This is a genomic window from Microcoleus sp. Pol10D4, assembly GCF_036701555.1.
GTDB lineage: Bacteria > Cyanobacteriota > Cyanobacteriia > Cyanobacteriales > Microcoleaceae > Microcoleus.
In genome coordinates, this window is record NZ_JAUBRA010000051.1 from 1 (window position 1) to 14,003 (window position 14,003).

Below are 14,003 nucleotides of genomic sequence, written 5' to 3' on the forward strand. Positions count from 1 at the left end.
GGATTTAACAAGCTCCTAAATTCACTTATCATGCTTTCCTACTTTTGTCAAGTTCTAATACTGTACCTACGCCCTAGCGCCGCCTCAAAAAAAACTTTTGCCGTTCCTTCGAGGACTTCCACTAACACCAGTTTCTCAATGGGAGAGGCTTTCCAAGCGTAGCGTTCAAGCACTGAACAGAGCGATCGAGTTTTTTTAGTTTCTTCACCCCAAAGCAGTCTGAAGTCGCCGTAACTCATTAATTGGTTTAAGCCTAGTTCCTCTAGGTATTCTAGATAGTCGTGCCAGTAATAGTTTTTTTTATAAGTATATTTATTAATGAGTTCCTGAACTTTGCTATTACTAGAAGATTCTCGCAATACATATTTATTTAAATCGCTCAATCCCACAGCCAAAGGAGCGAGTACAGGTGCAAAAATTAGCCGTTGATTCGCGTGAATGTGTTTATTGGCTAGAAAGTCAAACAAGGGCAATTTTGCAAACTCTTGCTTTTTCGGTTCAATGAATGCTACAATTGCTTTCATACTTTTTTCGCCTAAATGGTTCCTGTCAAGATAATCTTCATAACTCTGTTAATTATCTATATTTTCGAGCCTAAATAATTGTGTTTATTATCATACATATTTGTATTTGATATCATAGGTAAGAGTGTTTTCCGTCACAGGAAATTGTGACTTGTATCATATTGTGCCAGAAGATCGAGCATCTTGTTCGCTAGACATACAATGTTCTATAGCAATCCTAAATCATTCATGTAAATTTGTAGGGTAGTACCTTTCTTTGCCTACCCCCTATCTATCGGGGCAACCACGGGGGGATTGCCCCTACAATAATTACGCGAATGATTTAGGGTTGCTATACATTTAGATTGGATATTTCGGGCGTTGCTCAAAGCCACGCCACAAAAGTTTGATTATTTATTGACCGATAATTTAAAGGCTGATTAACTTAATATAGGCAAATGAGCATTCTGCTCAAACTGCTAAAAAATGCTTTTTACAAAATCGGGATGATCCCTGCCAATCATTCCTAGACGCATAGGAGTCTCGAAACCAGGTTTCTTCGGAGATTCATCGCTGCTAAACAAAAATTTTTATGAGAAACCCGGTTTTTTTAACCCTTGCTTTTATTGCTTCTTCCCTCTTTTCTCTTCCCTCTTCTTATTCCTTCTTCATTCTTCCTGCGGTCATCAGCCTCAAAATGACAATTTCCAATTCTCAGAATTGCCTTTAGGTGCGTTGTGAGTTACTCTATCTTTTGGATCAGTTAACACAATTATAGGAGTTAATCTTGGAACGGACTTTTTTAGCGATTAAGCCCGACGGCGTACAGCGCGGACTCGTCGGCGAAATTATCGGTCGTTTTGAAGCCAAGGGCTTTAAGCTAGTTGGTATGAAGCTAATGACGGCGAGTCGCGAACTAGCGGAACAACATTATGATGTTCACAAAGAAAAACCCTTCTTTGCTGGATTGGTAAACTTTATCACTTCAGGCCCTGTAGTGGCGATGGTTTGGGAAGGCGACGGCGTTGTGGCATCGGCGAGAAAAATCATTGGCGCCACAAATCCTCTGAATGCAGAACCTGCGACAATTCGGGGAGATTTTGCCGTCAATGTCGGCCGTAATCTGATTCACGGTTCTGATGCTGTCGAGACTGCCCGTGCGGAAATTAGCCTTTGGTTCAAGGAAGAAGAATTGAGTGCTTGGACACCTTGTTTAACTCCTTGGATTGTGGAATAGTTTTGATATTCTCCCGATGGTTAATCGGGAGATATAGTCTTTCTAAGATAGATGATATCGATTCCGGTTGCAGTGTCCGTAATTGTTGACTGTTGACTGTTGACTGTTGACTGTTGACTGTTGACTGTTGACTGTTGACTGTTGACTGTTGACTCGATGTTAAAAAAATGAAAATTGCGCGAATTATTTATTGGCAGCTTTATTAGACTTTACGCCCGACGATGAAGCGCGAATTTGATATCATTCCGGGGTAGCCGGAATAGATATGAAATATCATGTCGCGGACTCACTCATAACTGTAAAATATAGAATAGTTTGAGATTTTTCCTCGTTACCAGGAGCTTCCTGGTAACGAGAAGAAAAAATGTTAATCGGAACTTAAAAACTCCAGATAATTATTAGTCAATTCTTTGACTGCTAATTCGTAAAACTGCTGACCTTGTTCGGGGGTTGCTAAGCCGGGATTTGAACCCATTCTGCCGTCGGGAAATCGGCGGCGGAAGTCAGCGGCACCGTAAATTTTGTGCCCGGAAGCGACTTGTTCCGAAAGCGGAGCTTGCTTGATTGCTTCTGGATAAAGGTATTGGGTTAAGGCGATTTCGCTGGGGGTGGCGTGGGAACCTTCTTGGTTTCCGTACAATTCTTTTGCTAGTTTGTAGACTGATCCGCACATGAACCAGTTGCCGATTTGACACTGGATTCGATCGGCATTTGGTAAATTTAAGTCAGACAAATGCGCGTAAGTCTCGGAAAATGCTGCTTTCATGGTGGCAATGTTGCCGCCATGACCGTTAATGAAGAAATATTTCTCAAATCCCGCTTTTGCCAAAGATGTGATATAATCCCTGATTACGAGTATCAGCGTCTGCGGTCGGAGGCTGATTGTGCCGGGAAAGCTGGTGTGGTGCAAGGCCATCCCTACATTAATTGTCGGGCCGATTAAGGCATTGGCAGCTTCGCCGACACCGCGAGCGATCGCCTTGGCAGCAATGGCGTCAGTGCCGATCAAGCCGGTGGGCCCGTGCTGTTCGGTGGAGCCGATCGGGATAATTATGCCTCGCGAGCTTTCGAGATAAGCTTCTACCTCGGGCCAGGTACTCAAATGCAGCAACATGATAGGCAGTCTACAGAATTTTTACTTGCTATCGTCGATCGTAGCGGGCACGGGAAAAAAAGACTTTTGGTCAATTTATTATTGTATTATTAAAAAAAGCTCTAAAGTGCGATCGCAACTTTACCGTTATATTACTTAACGTTAATAATTTAACCAATTGATTACCAAAATTTTACCTTTTAATAACCTTTTAAGAGTAGTATAACAAGCATATCCCTCTAGATTGGGTGTTATGTGGTCAATTAACAGCGGGCAATGTTTTATGAAATTAACACCGACCCCGAAAAATGACCAGACTTCTGTGGCCTGGACCCAGGCAGACAGCGCGGCTCCGGCAACTGCTCTACGGTTGTATTCCTTGCATGAGCAAGTAGCAAAGGTCGAGCGCGTGTCTGTGGGATGGACTGGCGAAAGATTCTAAGCGATTGAACAAATGGCGATCCTTCGTACAAGCGATCGCAGCGCGAGAGTGCCTCAGCTACTGAAGAAGGTACCTCGCGCTAGCCACATACAAACATCACTCCCACTGATATTTATGTCTTCTGCTGAATTAAGCGAATGTCCTTCAAGGTTGGCTGTTGGACAAGCCGGCCGTATCTTGTTATTGGAAGGTGAAGATCTGTTACGGGAAATGCTAGCTTTAGCCCTTAAAGAACAGGGCTATGAGGTGGTGGTTACTAGCGACGGGCGCAACGCTCTGCCTTCTGTACAGGCTTCTTCGTCATACCACGGTGAATTTGCCTTCAACCTGTTAATTATGGATTCAATTAACGGTTTGGATTTGTGTCGAATGTTACGGCATCAAGGAAATCCCGTCCCTATTTTGATTATCGGTGCTAGAGGAAGTGCCAACAATTGCGCTTTTTACCTCGAAGCCGGATCGGATGATTATCTGACCAAGCCTTTTGGAATGCGGGAGTTTATCGCTCGCTGTCGGGCGCTGATGCGGCGCCAGCGTCTCAGTCGGTTACCGGAACCGAGGACGCTGCAATATAAGAGCATAACTCTGTATCCTGAAGAGTGCCGGGTGTTGGTTCGCGGTCTGGAAGTGAAATTTTCTCCTAAACAGTTTCGCTTACTAGAACTATTTATGAGCTATCCCCGGCGAGTTTGGTCTCGCGATCAGTTGCTGGAAAAAATTTGGGGTCAAGATTTTATCGGAGACAGCAAAACAGTTGATGTTCACATCCGCTGGCTACGCGAAAAGTTGGAAATAGATCCGGGTCAACCGGAATATATCATTACGGTACGCGGATTTGGGTATCGATTTGGTTAAATTTTAAAATCTGTTGTAGGGTGGCAAATTGCAGTCGAATAGACAAATAAGGACACAACTTTTTTTGTGTCCTTATTTGTCTATGGAGTGTGTGCAATACAATAGCTTGGAGGTGCAACCAGTAGATATCTTCCAGCGACCGTTGCCGTTATTTTTTACCCTTGGCGATCGGTAGAACTCACAACTCCCCTGTCCACTGCCAACAATGAAGTTTCGAGCAATCTCCTGCAACCGCAACAGCCGCCACCATATCTGAACTGGGAATTAATTCCATTAAAGACCATCTCGATACTTCTTCGGGGTTGTCTTCAACATTTAACAGTGCTGCTGGTTTTCCTGGTTCTAGGCTGACATCAAACTGATTCAGAGGAATAGAAAGTCCTTTGCCGACTGCTTTAATGTATGCTTCTTTGCGAACCCAGCAAGTGAAAAAAGCTCTGGGTTGGAGATGTTCTGGGAGCGAAAGCAACACAGAATTTTCTAAGGGTGAAAAAAACTTTTCAGCAATTTCCAGGCAAGGAAAGTTGGGATTTATGCCTTCAATATCGACACCAATATCTCGCTCTTTGGTAATTGCAATTAGAGCCATGTTTCCTGAGTGAGACAAATTGAAACGCAGGGTATTTCCACCTTGGGCGACGATGAGGGAGGGTTTGCCGTAGGGATTGTAGTCAAAGCGCAAAATGTGAGAATTTATGTTAAGATAACGACTCAGAATCGCTCTCAGCGCGCCACGACTCACAATAAATTGCGATCGACCTTTGGGAAAGTGAAAACCCTCGGCTTTTGTCCGCTCGTCTGCTGAGAGAGTCTGTTGTAAACTCTGCAAGCAAGATTCTGTTTGAGCCAGAGACACACGCCAAACATGAATTTCGCCCAGATCCAATGTCAAGTCTAGCGGTGGAGAATTCCACGAATCAAAAGCAGCAATCATGTATTTATCTTCTTTTCTGAGTCACCTCATCCAGCATTCCCAGAAACAGGCAAGATGCCTGTTCTACTTTTGTTCTACTTTGAGAAACAGGCAAGATGCCTGTTCTACAACAGATGAATTTCAATCGCAAGAATCAATTAATCCAGCTTTGTACAACTTTTCCTGCTAATTGCTGTCCCAACCAAGGCGTATTTGCCGATCGCGACTTCAGACTTTGCCCGTCAACAGTCCAACTCATTTGCGGGTCGAACAAAATCAGCTCAGCAGAGACTCCCGCTGCAACCGTCGCGGGGGTTTGCCCGATACAAACGGCCGGCAGGGTACTCAAAACCCGCCACAGTTCCAAAGCCGAAAACTCGCCAGTTTCTACCAGTCCGTGCCACAGTAAAGGCAAAGCTAATTCCAAGCCGATCGCCCCCGGCGGACTATCAGCAAAAGCCACAGTTTTCTCCTCATAAGTATGCGGGTTGTGGTCGATCGCGATCGCATCAATTACGCCATCTTTCACAGCTTGAATCAGCGCTAATTGGTCGCTGAGATTGCCCAACGGCGGTTCTAGGTGTAAATTCGGATCGTAGGCCAACGAAGCAGTCAGAGCATTTCTCCCGCCGGAATCTTGAGAGTTTCCTGAAATTGCCCCGACATTCAACAGCAAGTGCATCCAAGTCACACTCGCACTCACCGGCAAACCCCGCGCCTTCGCATCTCGAATCAATTCCACGCTGCGCGCCGTAGAAACGCGCATAATGTGTACCGGAGTGCCCGCAGATGCCACCAACTCTAGGATTGCCGCCAAAGCCGAAGTTTCCGCACTCGCCGGAATTCCTGGTAAACCCAAGCGCACCGACACCGCGCCCTCCCGCGCCGCGCCCTTTCCTGCTAAAGTTCGATCGCACGGCCACAAAGCCACAGACTTGTCCAAAGGCTTGATATACTCCAGCAAACGCCTCACCAGAGCCGGATTAGACAGCGGCAAACCGTCCGCAAAACCCACCACTGCACAGGAGGCCAGCTCGCCCAACTCGGCCATCTGCTGACCTTTAACGCCCGCTGTCAGCGCGCCCCAAAAATACAAGCGGGGCAGCCCCGGCGACAAATTGCGGATATGTTGCTGCAACAAAGCTAAACCAGCCAAATTGTCAACAGGTGGGGAGGTATCCGGCAAAATCGCCACTCGCGTAAAACCCCCAGCCGCCGCAGCCTGCATCAAGGATTCCAGGGTTTCTCGATCCTCAAAACCCGGTTCTCCGCTGTGACTGTAGATATCAGTTAACCCCGGCCCCAAAATCAGTCCCTGGCAATCCCGCACTTCTGTGTCAGCGGGAAACTCAGCAATTTTTTCCTCAACTGCTTTGATATTACCTTCAGCAATCAGAATATCAGCGATGCGATCGCTCCCTGAAACTGGATCTAGCACTCGTACATTTTGTAGCAGTTCGCGGCTCATATAACAGAAGGAAGAAGGAAGAAGGAAGAAGGAAGAAGGAAGAAGCAATAAAATCAACGGTTTCAGTAATTAAGAACGTCCTAACCATCTTGGCAGTTGCTATAAAAATTCAAACATTTTTTAGGCGGGCGAAGTGTAGCGGTGGACATTGGTGTTAACTTAAGCCTAAAAGCTTTGATAAATTTCGCTTTGACACGAGTCTCGATCCCCCTAAATCCCCCTTAAAAAGGGGAGTAGGGGTTGACTTTGAGAAGGCTCCTGTCCGCCCCTTAAGAAGGGGGGCTAGGGGGGATCGAAGGCCTAATCGTCAAACAGCAGACCGGTACATCTACGGGTTCGCGCCCAGCACTTTACCGATTACAGTGCTCCGGCTGCTGTTTTGTCAAAAACGCCGCCGCTCAAATGAGTTGTGACATTCATCGCCTGCAATACCGGCAAACCATCGGGGCCGTGGGGATAATCAATCACGCTAACGGCTCCGTTTCCTTGTTTGAATTTCCAGAAATGTTCTGGTTCCAAGCCGAATAGGTGGCAGAGAATAGCTTTGTTAATGGCATCGTGAGCAACCACAATCCCAGTACCAGAAACAGATTGTACAATTTCTTGCCAAGATGCGATCGCCCGCGTCCAAACTTGCTGCAAATTCTCTCCTTCGGGCATTTGCACTGTTTCAGGAGATGTTTTCCATTCTTCGAGCAAACCCGGATAGGATTGTTCGATTTCTGATTCAAACTTTCCTTCCCAAAGTCCGTGGCTGATTTCTCTTAGCTCATCGCGGAGTTCCAGTTGCAAACCGCCGTGATATTTGAGAATAATTTCCGCAGTTTCTTTCGGGCGCAGCATGGAACTGCTGATCGCAAAATCTAATTTTACATCCTTGAGAAATTCTGCTGCTCGCCGGGATTGTTCACGACCGTTCTCGTTGAGAGGTACGTCTATTTGCCCTTGAAATTTACCTGCTTTATTCCAGTCGGTTTCGCCGTGACGCACCAGCAACAATCGCGGGCCTTGGTGTCCGTCCCTCGGTTTGGGAAAAATTTCCCCGGTATGGGAAGTTAAATTCACTGACTCTAATTGAACTGCAACTTTCTTTTTTGGCTCTCCGAGTTTGTCGTTGGTAACAGGGGAAGGGCCAAAATTAATGACACTAATTCCGCAATTTGACTGTTGAATTGATTGATAGTAATCCGGGGTAATTTCCGACGCGGTGGCGATGAGAGCGCGGTTGATTCCGTTGTGACCTACTACTAGAATTGTGCCGTCTTGGTGGCGCGATAAAAGTTCTTGCCAAAAATGACGAGCGTTAGCAAAAATTGCCAATACGGGAAAGTGTTCGATTTCTCCGTCAGCAGATGGCAGTTTCATGGAAAATTTGTCGGGCTGTTTTTGCCACTGCTGATATGCTGCGGGGAATTTGTCGATCGCATCTTGGCGGAGCATTCCTTCCCACAGAGGCAAATCGATTTCCATCAAATTATCAGTTGGCTGGAGTTGTGGCGGATTTGTCAAGCGCGACAGGATGATATCTGCTGTTTCTTTGGCTCGTTTCAGGGGACTTGTATAGGCGGCATCAAAGGCGATACTGCTGAGTGTGTCGCCTACTTGCAGGGCGGCGCTGCGGCCTGCTTCTGTCAAAATTGATTTATCGAGGCGGCCTTGGATGCGGCGTTCTTGATTGTATGTGCTTTTGCCGTGACGGACTAAGATAATGCGAGTCATTCGATTTTAGATTTTAGATTTTAGATTTTAGATTTAGCCTGTTACGCGCTTCGGGTGCGCGGTGCACGCCTTACCCAGTCTTCGGGTGCGAGACGAGTCAAAAAGATGAGCCAGTGAAATTTTACCAGTTGTGGGGGTACTCTCGTCTGCAACGACCTATGATGAAAGACGGAAAAGATTTAGCCACGGATTCGCGCGGGACGGAAAAGCAGGAATGACACTGAAGCGGGTTATTTTAGGTATTTTAACGGCGATCGCGATCGCCATGGTCGGTTTATCTTTACTTGCTAGTTGGAATCAGCCGCAAATTCAAAGCCGGCTGGAACTCTACCAGACAAATTTGCTGCTGCACGCCTCGGAGTGGCAAGGAGAAAATAATCAGAGTGCTAATTTAAGTTCGGCGCGCAACAATATTGTCGGTGCAGATCCTTTAAATACGGCTTTGACGCAATATCAAGAAGCGCGAGACTCGGCTGGCAAAAGTCTCGAAACAAGTCAATCACAATTTAAAGTAATTCAGTCTACCATCGCCTCCAAGTCTGAAGATAATACTCTGAATTTGGCTCAAAACAAGGCTTTGTCAGAGTCTATCAATCAACAGTCTGTGCTGCTAAACGAACTTGACTTGCGATTGGGAATTTTGCAGGCAAGCAGTGGCAAAACTGAGGCGGCGCTGCAAAATTGGAAAAATTTAGTTGAGCGCTACAAAACTAAAATTGATGACGATGCTTCGGTGGTAACTGCTCAAGTTTTAACTGGAATTTGGAGCAATCCGGCTCAACTACTGCCGGATGCCGAGCCGCGCATTAAAAAGTCTTTGGATGGCTGGTTTCGCTATCGCGCTCTAGCTCAACTTTACAAGCTCCAAGAACGTTCTAAAGATCTGGCGGCGCTGCAAGCAGCAGAGCAAGTAACGGCTGAGCAAGCTGTAGAAAAGTTGGCAATTATAGTTGGCTTTCCGGCGATCGCACTTTGTATTGGTACGGTTTTGCTGGTTGGTTTGACCGTGCAGTGGCTGTTGCAGCGGAAGCAGTTAGATACAGCAGGTTCCGGCCCGGTGTTGGCGCGAAATGCGAGCTTGACTTGGGATGTGCCTTGGGACGGTGAGATTGTTTGGCAGGTGCTTGTGGTCGGCTTTTTCTTTGTCGGGCAAATCTTGATTCCCTATTTGTTGCTGCCAGTTTCTCTGGCTGTTTTAAAACTCAATCCTGCTACTTTTGACCCGCGCGACAAGGCTTTTTATATCTTTGCTACTTATTTGTTGCTGTCGGCTGGGGGGCTTTCGGTACTGTATTTTTCGATCAAGTCTTTTTTGCCTTTGCCTGAAGGTTGGTTTCGGATTAATTGGCGGGGAAGTTGGTTTTTGTGGGGTTTTGGCGGCTATTTTGTTGCTTTGCCTTTGGTAGTTTTGGTGTCGCTGATTAATCAGCAATTTTGGCAGGGACAAGGTGGCAGTAATCCGATTTTGCCGATCGTTCTCGAAGGTAGAGACAACGTGGCTTTAGCGGTGTTTTTCGGCACTGCTGCGATCGCGGCTCCGGTTTTTGAGGAAATTGTGTTTCGGGGCTTTCTACTGCCTTCTCTGACTCGCTATCTGCCTGTTTGGGGAGCGATCGCAGCTTCTGCTTTTTTGTTTGCGGTGGCTCACTTGAGTGTCTCTGAAATTCTGCCTTTGGCGACTTTGGGTGCGGTTTTGGGGTTTGTGTACACGCGATCGCGCAATCTCCTTGCTCCTATGCTTCTCCACAGTCTTTGGAACAGCGGTACTCTCCTGAGTCTGTTTCTTTTGGGTGGCGGCGCGAGTTAATTCGGGCGGTTGTTAATAATTGTGAATTAATCGGTTTTTTTTGACAGTGCTCGTCAGGGCGATCGACTCTTGCCAAAAACAGCACTATGGTGTTCGGTTCGCCCCTGATATCTAGCCCGGTAAAATAACCGGAATTCCTATAGGGGCGGGTTCACCCTAATCTGTAATCTCAGCCACAGATCCAGATCTGCCCGCCCGGTTCCCTTACTTTAGCGGAAAAACTTGGTTTAACATGGAAGTAATATCTTGTCGGCTGATGATTGAGAGACTGACGCGGGCGATCGTACCAAACGGAAGTTGACAATCCGGCTAATTGATAGCTAAATTTTAATTTAGGATGAGGCTTAAACCCAATGAGCAATTTGAACAGCCACAAGTTAGAGGGAACGCCGAGTTGGATGCGTTTCGCACCCTACGCAGCCTTGGGCATTTTAATATTTTCTCTCAATTCAGGCAGCGAACTAAATTATTTTTTGAGAGGCTACTTGGTGATTCTACAAGCTCAAGTCGGTATAGTTCTGCTGTATTTTGCGATGTCTAAGTTTCGCAAAAACCCAAGTAAATGAGTAAAAATTAGTAAGATTACTTAGCTCGATCGTGAAAGGTCGATAGTTAAAGGTCGATCGCGGAAGTTAAAATAAAAAACTGGGGAAAGTAAAAATGGTAAAAGATAAAACCGTAGCAGTTGCGTTAGCTTTCTTTGTAGGAGGTTTCGGAGTTCACAAATTTTATTTGGGTAACAACTTAGCAGGGGTATTATACTTGTTATTTTCTTGGACATTAATTCCGTCAGTGATCGCATTTTTCGATTTTATCGGTCTGCTGCTGATGTCGGAACAAGCTTTTCAGGTTCAGTACAATGGCGGCACGTTGCCATCTGGGTATGCCCTCAGAGCGGCAAAAGATGTAACCGGGGCGATCGGCGAATTAAAAAAACTTTACGATATGGGCGCAATTACCGCCGAAGAATATGAAGAAAAACGCCAAAAATTGCTGCGAGAATTGTAATTAAGAAGGAAGAAGGAAGTTCGGCAACGGATTATGTAACGGATGTAACGGATGTCAGTCCGATGGAAGTCGGAAGAAGGAAGTTCGGCAACGGATGTAACGGATGTAACGGATGTCAGTCCGAGGGAAGAAGGAAGAAGGAAGCCCATTGTTAAAAAAGTGGGATTGAAATAAGTGTGAGATCACAGCTATTTAAGGATATAACTAAAGTGTCTCAAGATTTATACTGGCTGCGTCAAACTCCAAACTGGGTGTGGTATGCTTTTATTCCCTACTTCGGCGGATTGGCGATCGCCTATGCAGGCCAAAAGTCAAATATTCGTAGTTGGATGGGATGGGGTGTTGCCATTACTTTAGCAGCACTAGCGGTATCTTCTTCAACTAATTTGGGTACGATCGTGTGGATTGCTCAAATTGTTACTGCTTTTAGTTTGAAAAAGCGCTATCTCATCAAAACCGCACCCAGAGGTTTACTGGTTCCGGCGAGTGCGACAAATGCCGAAGAACTGGCAAACGTGCGCGGCAAAATAGATATTAACGAGTGTACCAAAGACGATATGGTCAGAATCTTGGGTTTGCCGATCGTCTACGCCAACGATATTGAATCTTTGCAAAACGAAGGCTACATTTTTACCCACGCCGAAGAGTTATCAGAAATAGCCGGAGTTCCCGAAAGTCACGTCAGACGCATCGCCCCGATGATTTGCTTCAGCTACAATTATCAAAAAGAATTGCAGTTCACTTGGAAACGGTTAAATATTCTTTCGCCGGAAGAGTTAATTGCCAGCGGTTTAGATCGATATGTTGCGGAAAAAATAGTTAGAGAAAGGCAGAGAAAAGGCGCTTACAAATCAGTTGTCGAAGTCAAGCGACGGACGGGACTGCCTTTTGATTCCTATCGCCATATTTGTTAATTTCAGTTGTTAGCACGAACAGCTTATGACAACAAAATCAGAAGTTGAACCACAAAAATTGTATGATACAGATTACCTGAGATGGATGGAAACCACTGTGGAAAAGTTGCGGGTTCGCAACTATTCAAACATCGACTGGGAAAATCTGATTGCAGAAATAGAAGACATGGGGCGAAGTGAACGCCGGAGTTTAGAGAGTAATCTGGTGGTAATTCTCCTGCACTTGCTCAAGTGGCAATTTCAACCGGATCAAAGAAGCGGTAGTTGGAAAGGCCGCATTGTCGAACATCGCAGACACATTCGCCAAGCTCTGAAAGATTCCCCCAGTCTCAAACCATATCTTGAAGAGGTATTGGCTCAATGCTATGCGGATGCAGCAGAACAAGCAAGCGCTGAAACTGGATTGCTTGTAGAGACGTTTCCGAAATTATGTATCTACACTGCTGTCGAGGTTCTAGATTCTGAATTTTTGCCAGATTTTCTGCCAGATGAGATGATTCAAGGGTAGTATGGCAAAACACTCGATCGCCTCCTGGTAATTGACATTAAATGCACCTGCGGGCAAAAATCTCCCCCAGCAGGCGCGCAAGCGCAAAATTATAAAAAAGTATTTATTATCTTGACATTTACACAAAATAATGATATCTCAATATATTGTGAAACTCGTACTTTTCCCTAGCATCAACTCCAAACCAGGGTAAGTTTTCCAGAATCTGCCTTAAATATCAGTGGTAAGCTATCTGAATTATTATTGAAATGCAAAACGACACAATAGTAGCAGTACCGCTAACATCAAATTATGTCTGACTCTCCTCCATCCCAAATCTCCCCAGAAGCTGCACCGGAAAGTGCTGCTACCGAAAACCGCAGTGCCAAAACTCGGCAACTGTTGGGCATGAAAGGGGCTGCTAGCGGGGAAACTTCCATCTGGAAGATTCGCTTGCAATTGATGAAACCGATTACCTGGATTCCCTTAATTTGGGGCGTGGTGTGCGGGGCTGCGTCTTCTGGAAACTATGTTTGGAACCTAGAGAATTTCTTGATCGCAGCAGCTTGTATGTTGATGTCAGGGCCGTTGCTGGCCGGGTACACTCAAACTTTGAACGATTTTTACGATCGCGACATCGACGCCATTAACGAGCCCTACCGTCCGATTCCCTCCGGTATCATCTCGATTCCCCAAGTAGTAACGCAAATTTTGGTATTATTAGCGGCTGGCATTGGGGTGGCTTATGCTCTAGACTTGTGGGCGGGTCATGAATTCCCGATAATGACTGTTTTGACTCTCGGCGGCGCGTTTCTAGCTTATATCTACTCTGCGCCCCCGCTGAAACTGAAGCAGAATGGCTGGTTGGGAAATTATGCCCTGGGTGCTAGCTACATTGCCCTGCCTTGGTGGGCGGGTCAAGCTTTGTTTGGTACACTAGATCCCACGATTATGATCTTGACCCTGTTTTACAGTTTGGCAGGGCTGGGGATTGCGATCGTCAACGATTTCAAAAGTGTTGAAGGCGATCGGCAATTAGGGTTAAAATCTTTACCAGTGATGTTTGGCATCAGCACCGCAGCTTGGATTTGCGTTTTGATGATCGACATCTTTCAAGCTGGGATTGCAGGCTACCTGATCAGCATCCACCAAAACCTTTACGCTGTCATTCTGCTGCTGCTGATAATTCCCCAAATTACTTTTCAGGATATGTACTTTTTGCGTAATCCCCTGGAAAATGATGTTAAATATCAGGCAAGTGCTCAGCCTTTCCTGGTTTTGGGTATGCTGGTAGCAGCCTTGGCACTGGGTCATGCGAGTTAAGCAGAGTTTTGAGGTTTGAGTTAAAAAATTTTGAATTCAAAAAACCTAATTCACTTCTCAAAAAAATACCAAGCTCTGCAGCGTTAAGAAAAGTTTTGAATTTCGAGTTGTGAATTAAAAAGTTTTTAATTCAAAGAATCTAATTCAAGGCAGCGTATTATTCAAGAAAAAATGTCGAATTAAAAATTAAGAATTGAAGAAGGCTAGCTTTTTTAATTTTTAATTTTTAATCGG

General features: G+C 45.6%; 14 protein-coding genes. 9 read left to right on the top strand and 5 right to left on the bottom strand.

The features are described from left to right. Positions 1-47 precede the first annotated feature (47 nt). The gene (locus tag QUA36_RS22080; protein ID WP_333459119.1) at positions 48-524 is read right to left on the bottom strand and encodes a hypothetical protein; all 477 of its coding nucleotides are present in this window, start codon (positions 522-524) and stop codon (positions 48-50) included. A 766-nt stretch (positions 525-1,290) separates the two neighbouring features. Between QUA36_RS22080 and ndk the strand changes: the two genes are divergently transcribed. Beyond that, positions 1,291-1,740, top strand: a complete 450-nt coding sequence (ndk, locus tag QUA36_RS22085) for a nucleoside-diphosphate kinase (protein WP_333035325.1) — start codon at positions 1,291-1,293, stop codon at positions 1,738-1,740. Between the two features lie 367 nt (positions 1,741-2,107). Here the strand turns inward: ndk and QUA36_RS22090 are convergent, their stop codons facing one another. Next, positions 2,108-2,854, bottom strand: coding sequence for a creatininase family protein (locus QUA36_RS22090; RefSeq protein ID WP_333459120.1), 747 nt, complete (start codon positions 2,852-2,854; stop codon positions 2,108-2,110). Positions 2,855-3,389: 535 nt separating this feature from the next. On the opposite strand from QUA36_RS22090, the gene QUA36_RS22095 reads away from it, so the two are divergent. Further along, positions 3,390-4,130, top strand: a complete 741-nt coding sequence (locus QUA36_RS22095) for a response regulator transcription factor (RefSeq protein WP_333457018.1) — start codon at positions 3,390-3,392, stop codon at positions 4,128-4,130. 178 nt (positions 4,131-4,308) lie between these two features. Here QUA36_RS22095 and QUA36_RS22100 read toward each other — a convergent pair whose 3' ends face one another. The 3 genes from QUA36_RS22100 to QUA36_RS22110 all read right to left on the bottom strand — a co-directional run bounded on the left by QUA36_RS22100 (position 4,309) and on the right by QUA36_RS22110 (position 8,230). Then, on the bottom strand, positions 4,309-5,064 hold the full coding sequence (locus QUA36_RS22100) for a 4'-phosphopantetheinyl transferase superfamily protein (RefSeq protein WP_333459121.1): 756 nt from the start codon (positions 5,062-5,064) through the stop codon (positions 4,309-4,311). Positions 5,065-5,197: 133 nt separating this feature from the next. Next, positions 5,198-6,511, bottom strand: coding sequence for a dihydroorotase (locus QUA36_RS22105; protein WP_333459122.1), 1,314 nt, complete (start codon positions 6,509-6,511; stop codon positions 5,198-5,200). Positions 6,512-6,868: 357 nt separating this feature from the next. Then, entirely contained in the window at positions 6,869-8,230 is a 1,362-nt protein-coding gene (locus QUA36_RS22110) for a histidine phosphatase family protein (protein ID WP_333459123.1), read from the bottom strand. Between the two features lie 214 nt (positions 8,231-8,444). Here QUA36_RS22110 and QUA36_RS22115 point away from each other — a divergent pair, with 214 nt between their 5' ends. The 7 genes from QUA36_RS22115 to chlG all read left to right on the top strand — a co-directional run bounded on the left by QUA36_RS22115 (position 8,445) and on the right by chlG (position 13,769). Continuing rightward, positions 8,445-10,037, top strand: coding sequence for a type II CAAX endopeptidase family protein (locus QUA36_RS22115; protein WP_333459124.1), 1,593 nt, complete (start codon positions 8,445-8,447; stop codon positions 10,035-10,037). 353 nt (positions 10,038-10,390) lie between these two features. Next, positions 10,391-10,603: a hypothetical protein gene (locus QUA36_RS22120; RefSeq protein WP_333459125.1), complete on the top strand. Its 213-nt coding sequence runs from the start codon at positions 10,391-10,393 to the stop codon at positions 10,601-10,603. A 94-nt stretch (positions 10,604-10,697) separates the two neighbouring features. Continuing rightward, positions 10,698-11,045 carry an NINE protein gene (locus QUA36_RS22125; RefSeq protein WP_333149719.1) on the top strand — a complete coding sequence of 116 codons (348 nt, stop codon included), beginning with the start codon at positions 10,698-10,700 and terminating at the stop codon, positions 11,043-11,045. A gap of 51 nt (positions 11,046-11,096) precedes the next feature. Then, a complete protein-coding gene (locus QUA36_RS22130; RefSeq protein ID WP_333459126.1) occupies positions 11,097-11,219 on the top strand; it encodes a hypothetical protein in 123 nt (40 codons plus the stop codon). 35 nt (positions 11,220-11,254) lie between these two features. After that, entirely contained in the window at positions 11,255-11,959 is a 705-nt protein-coding gene (locus QUA36_RS22135) for a helix-hairpin-helix domain-containing protein (protein WP_333330837.1), read from the top strand. 25 nt (positions 11,960-11,984) lie between these two features. Beyond that, positions 11,985-12,467: a DUF29 domain-containing protein gene (locus QUA36_RS22140; RefSeq protein ID WP_333459127.1), complete on the top strand. Its 483-nt coding sequence runs from the start codon at positions 11,985-11,987 to the stop codon at positions 12,465-12,467. 291 nt (positions 12,468-12,758) lie between these two features. Then, positions 12,759-13,769 (top strand): chlorophyll synthase ChlG, encoded by a 1,011-nt coding sequence (chlG, locus tag QUA36_RS22145; RefSeq protein WP_006633316.1) that lies wholly within the window; start codon positions 12,759-12,761, stop codon positions 13,767-13,769. Positions 13,770-14,003 lie beyond the last annotated feature (234 nt).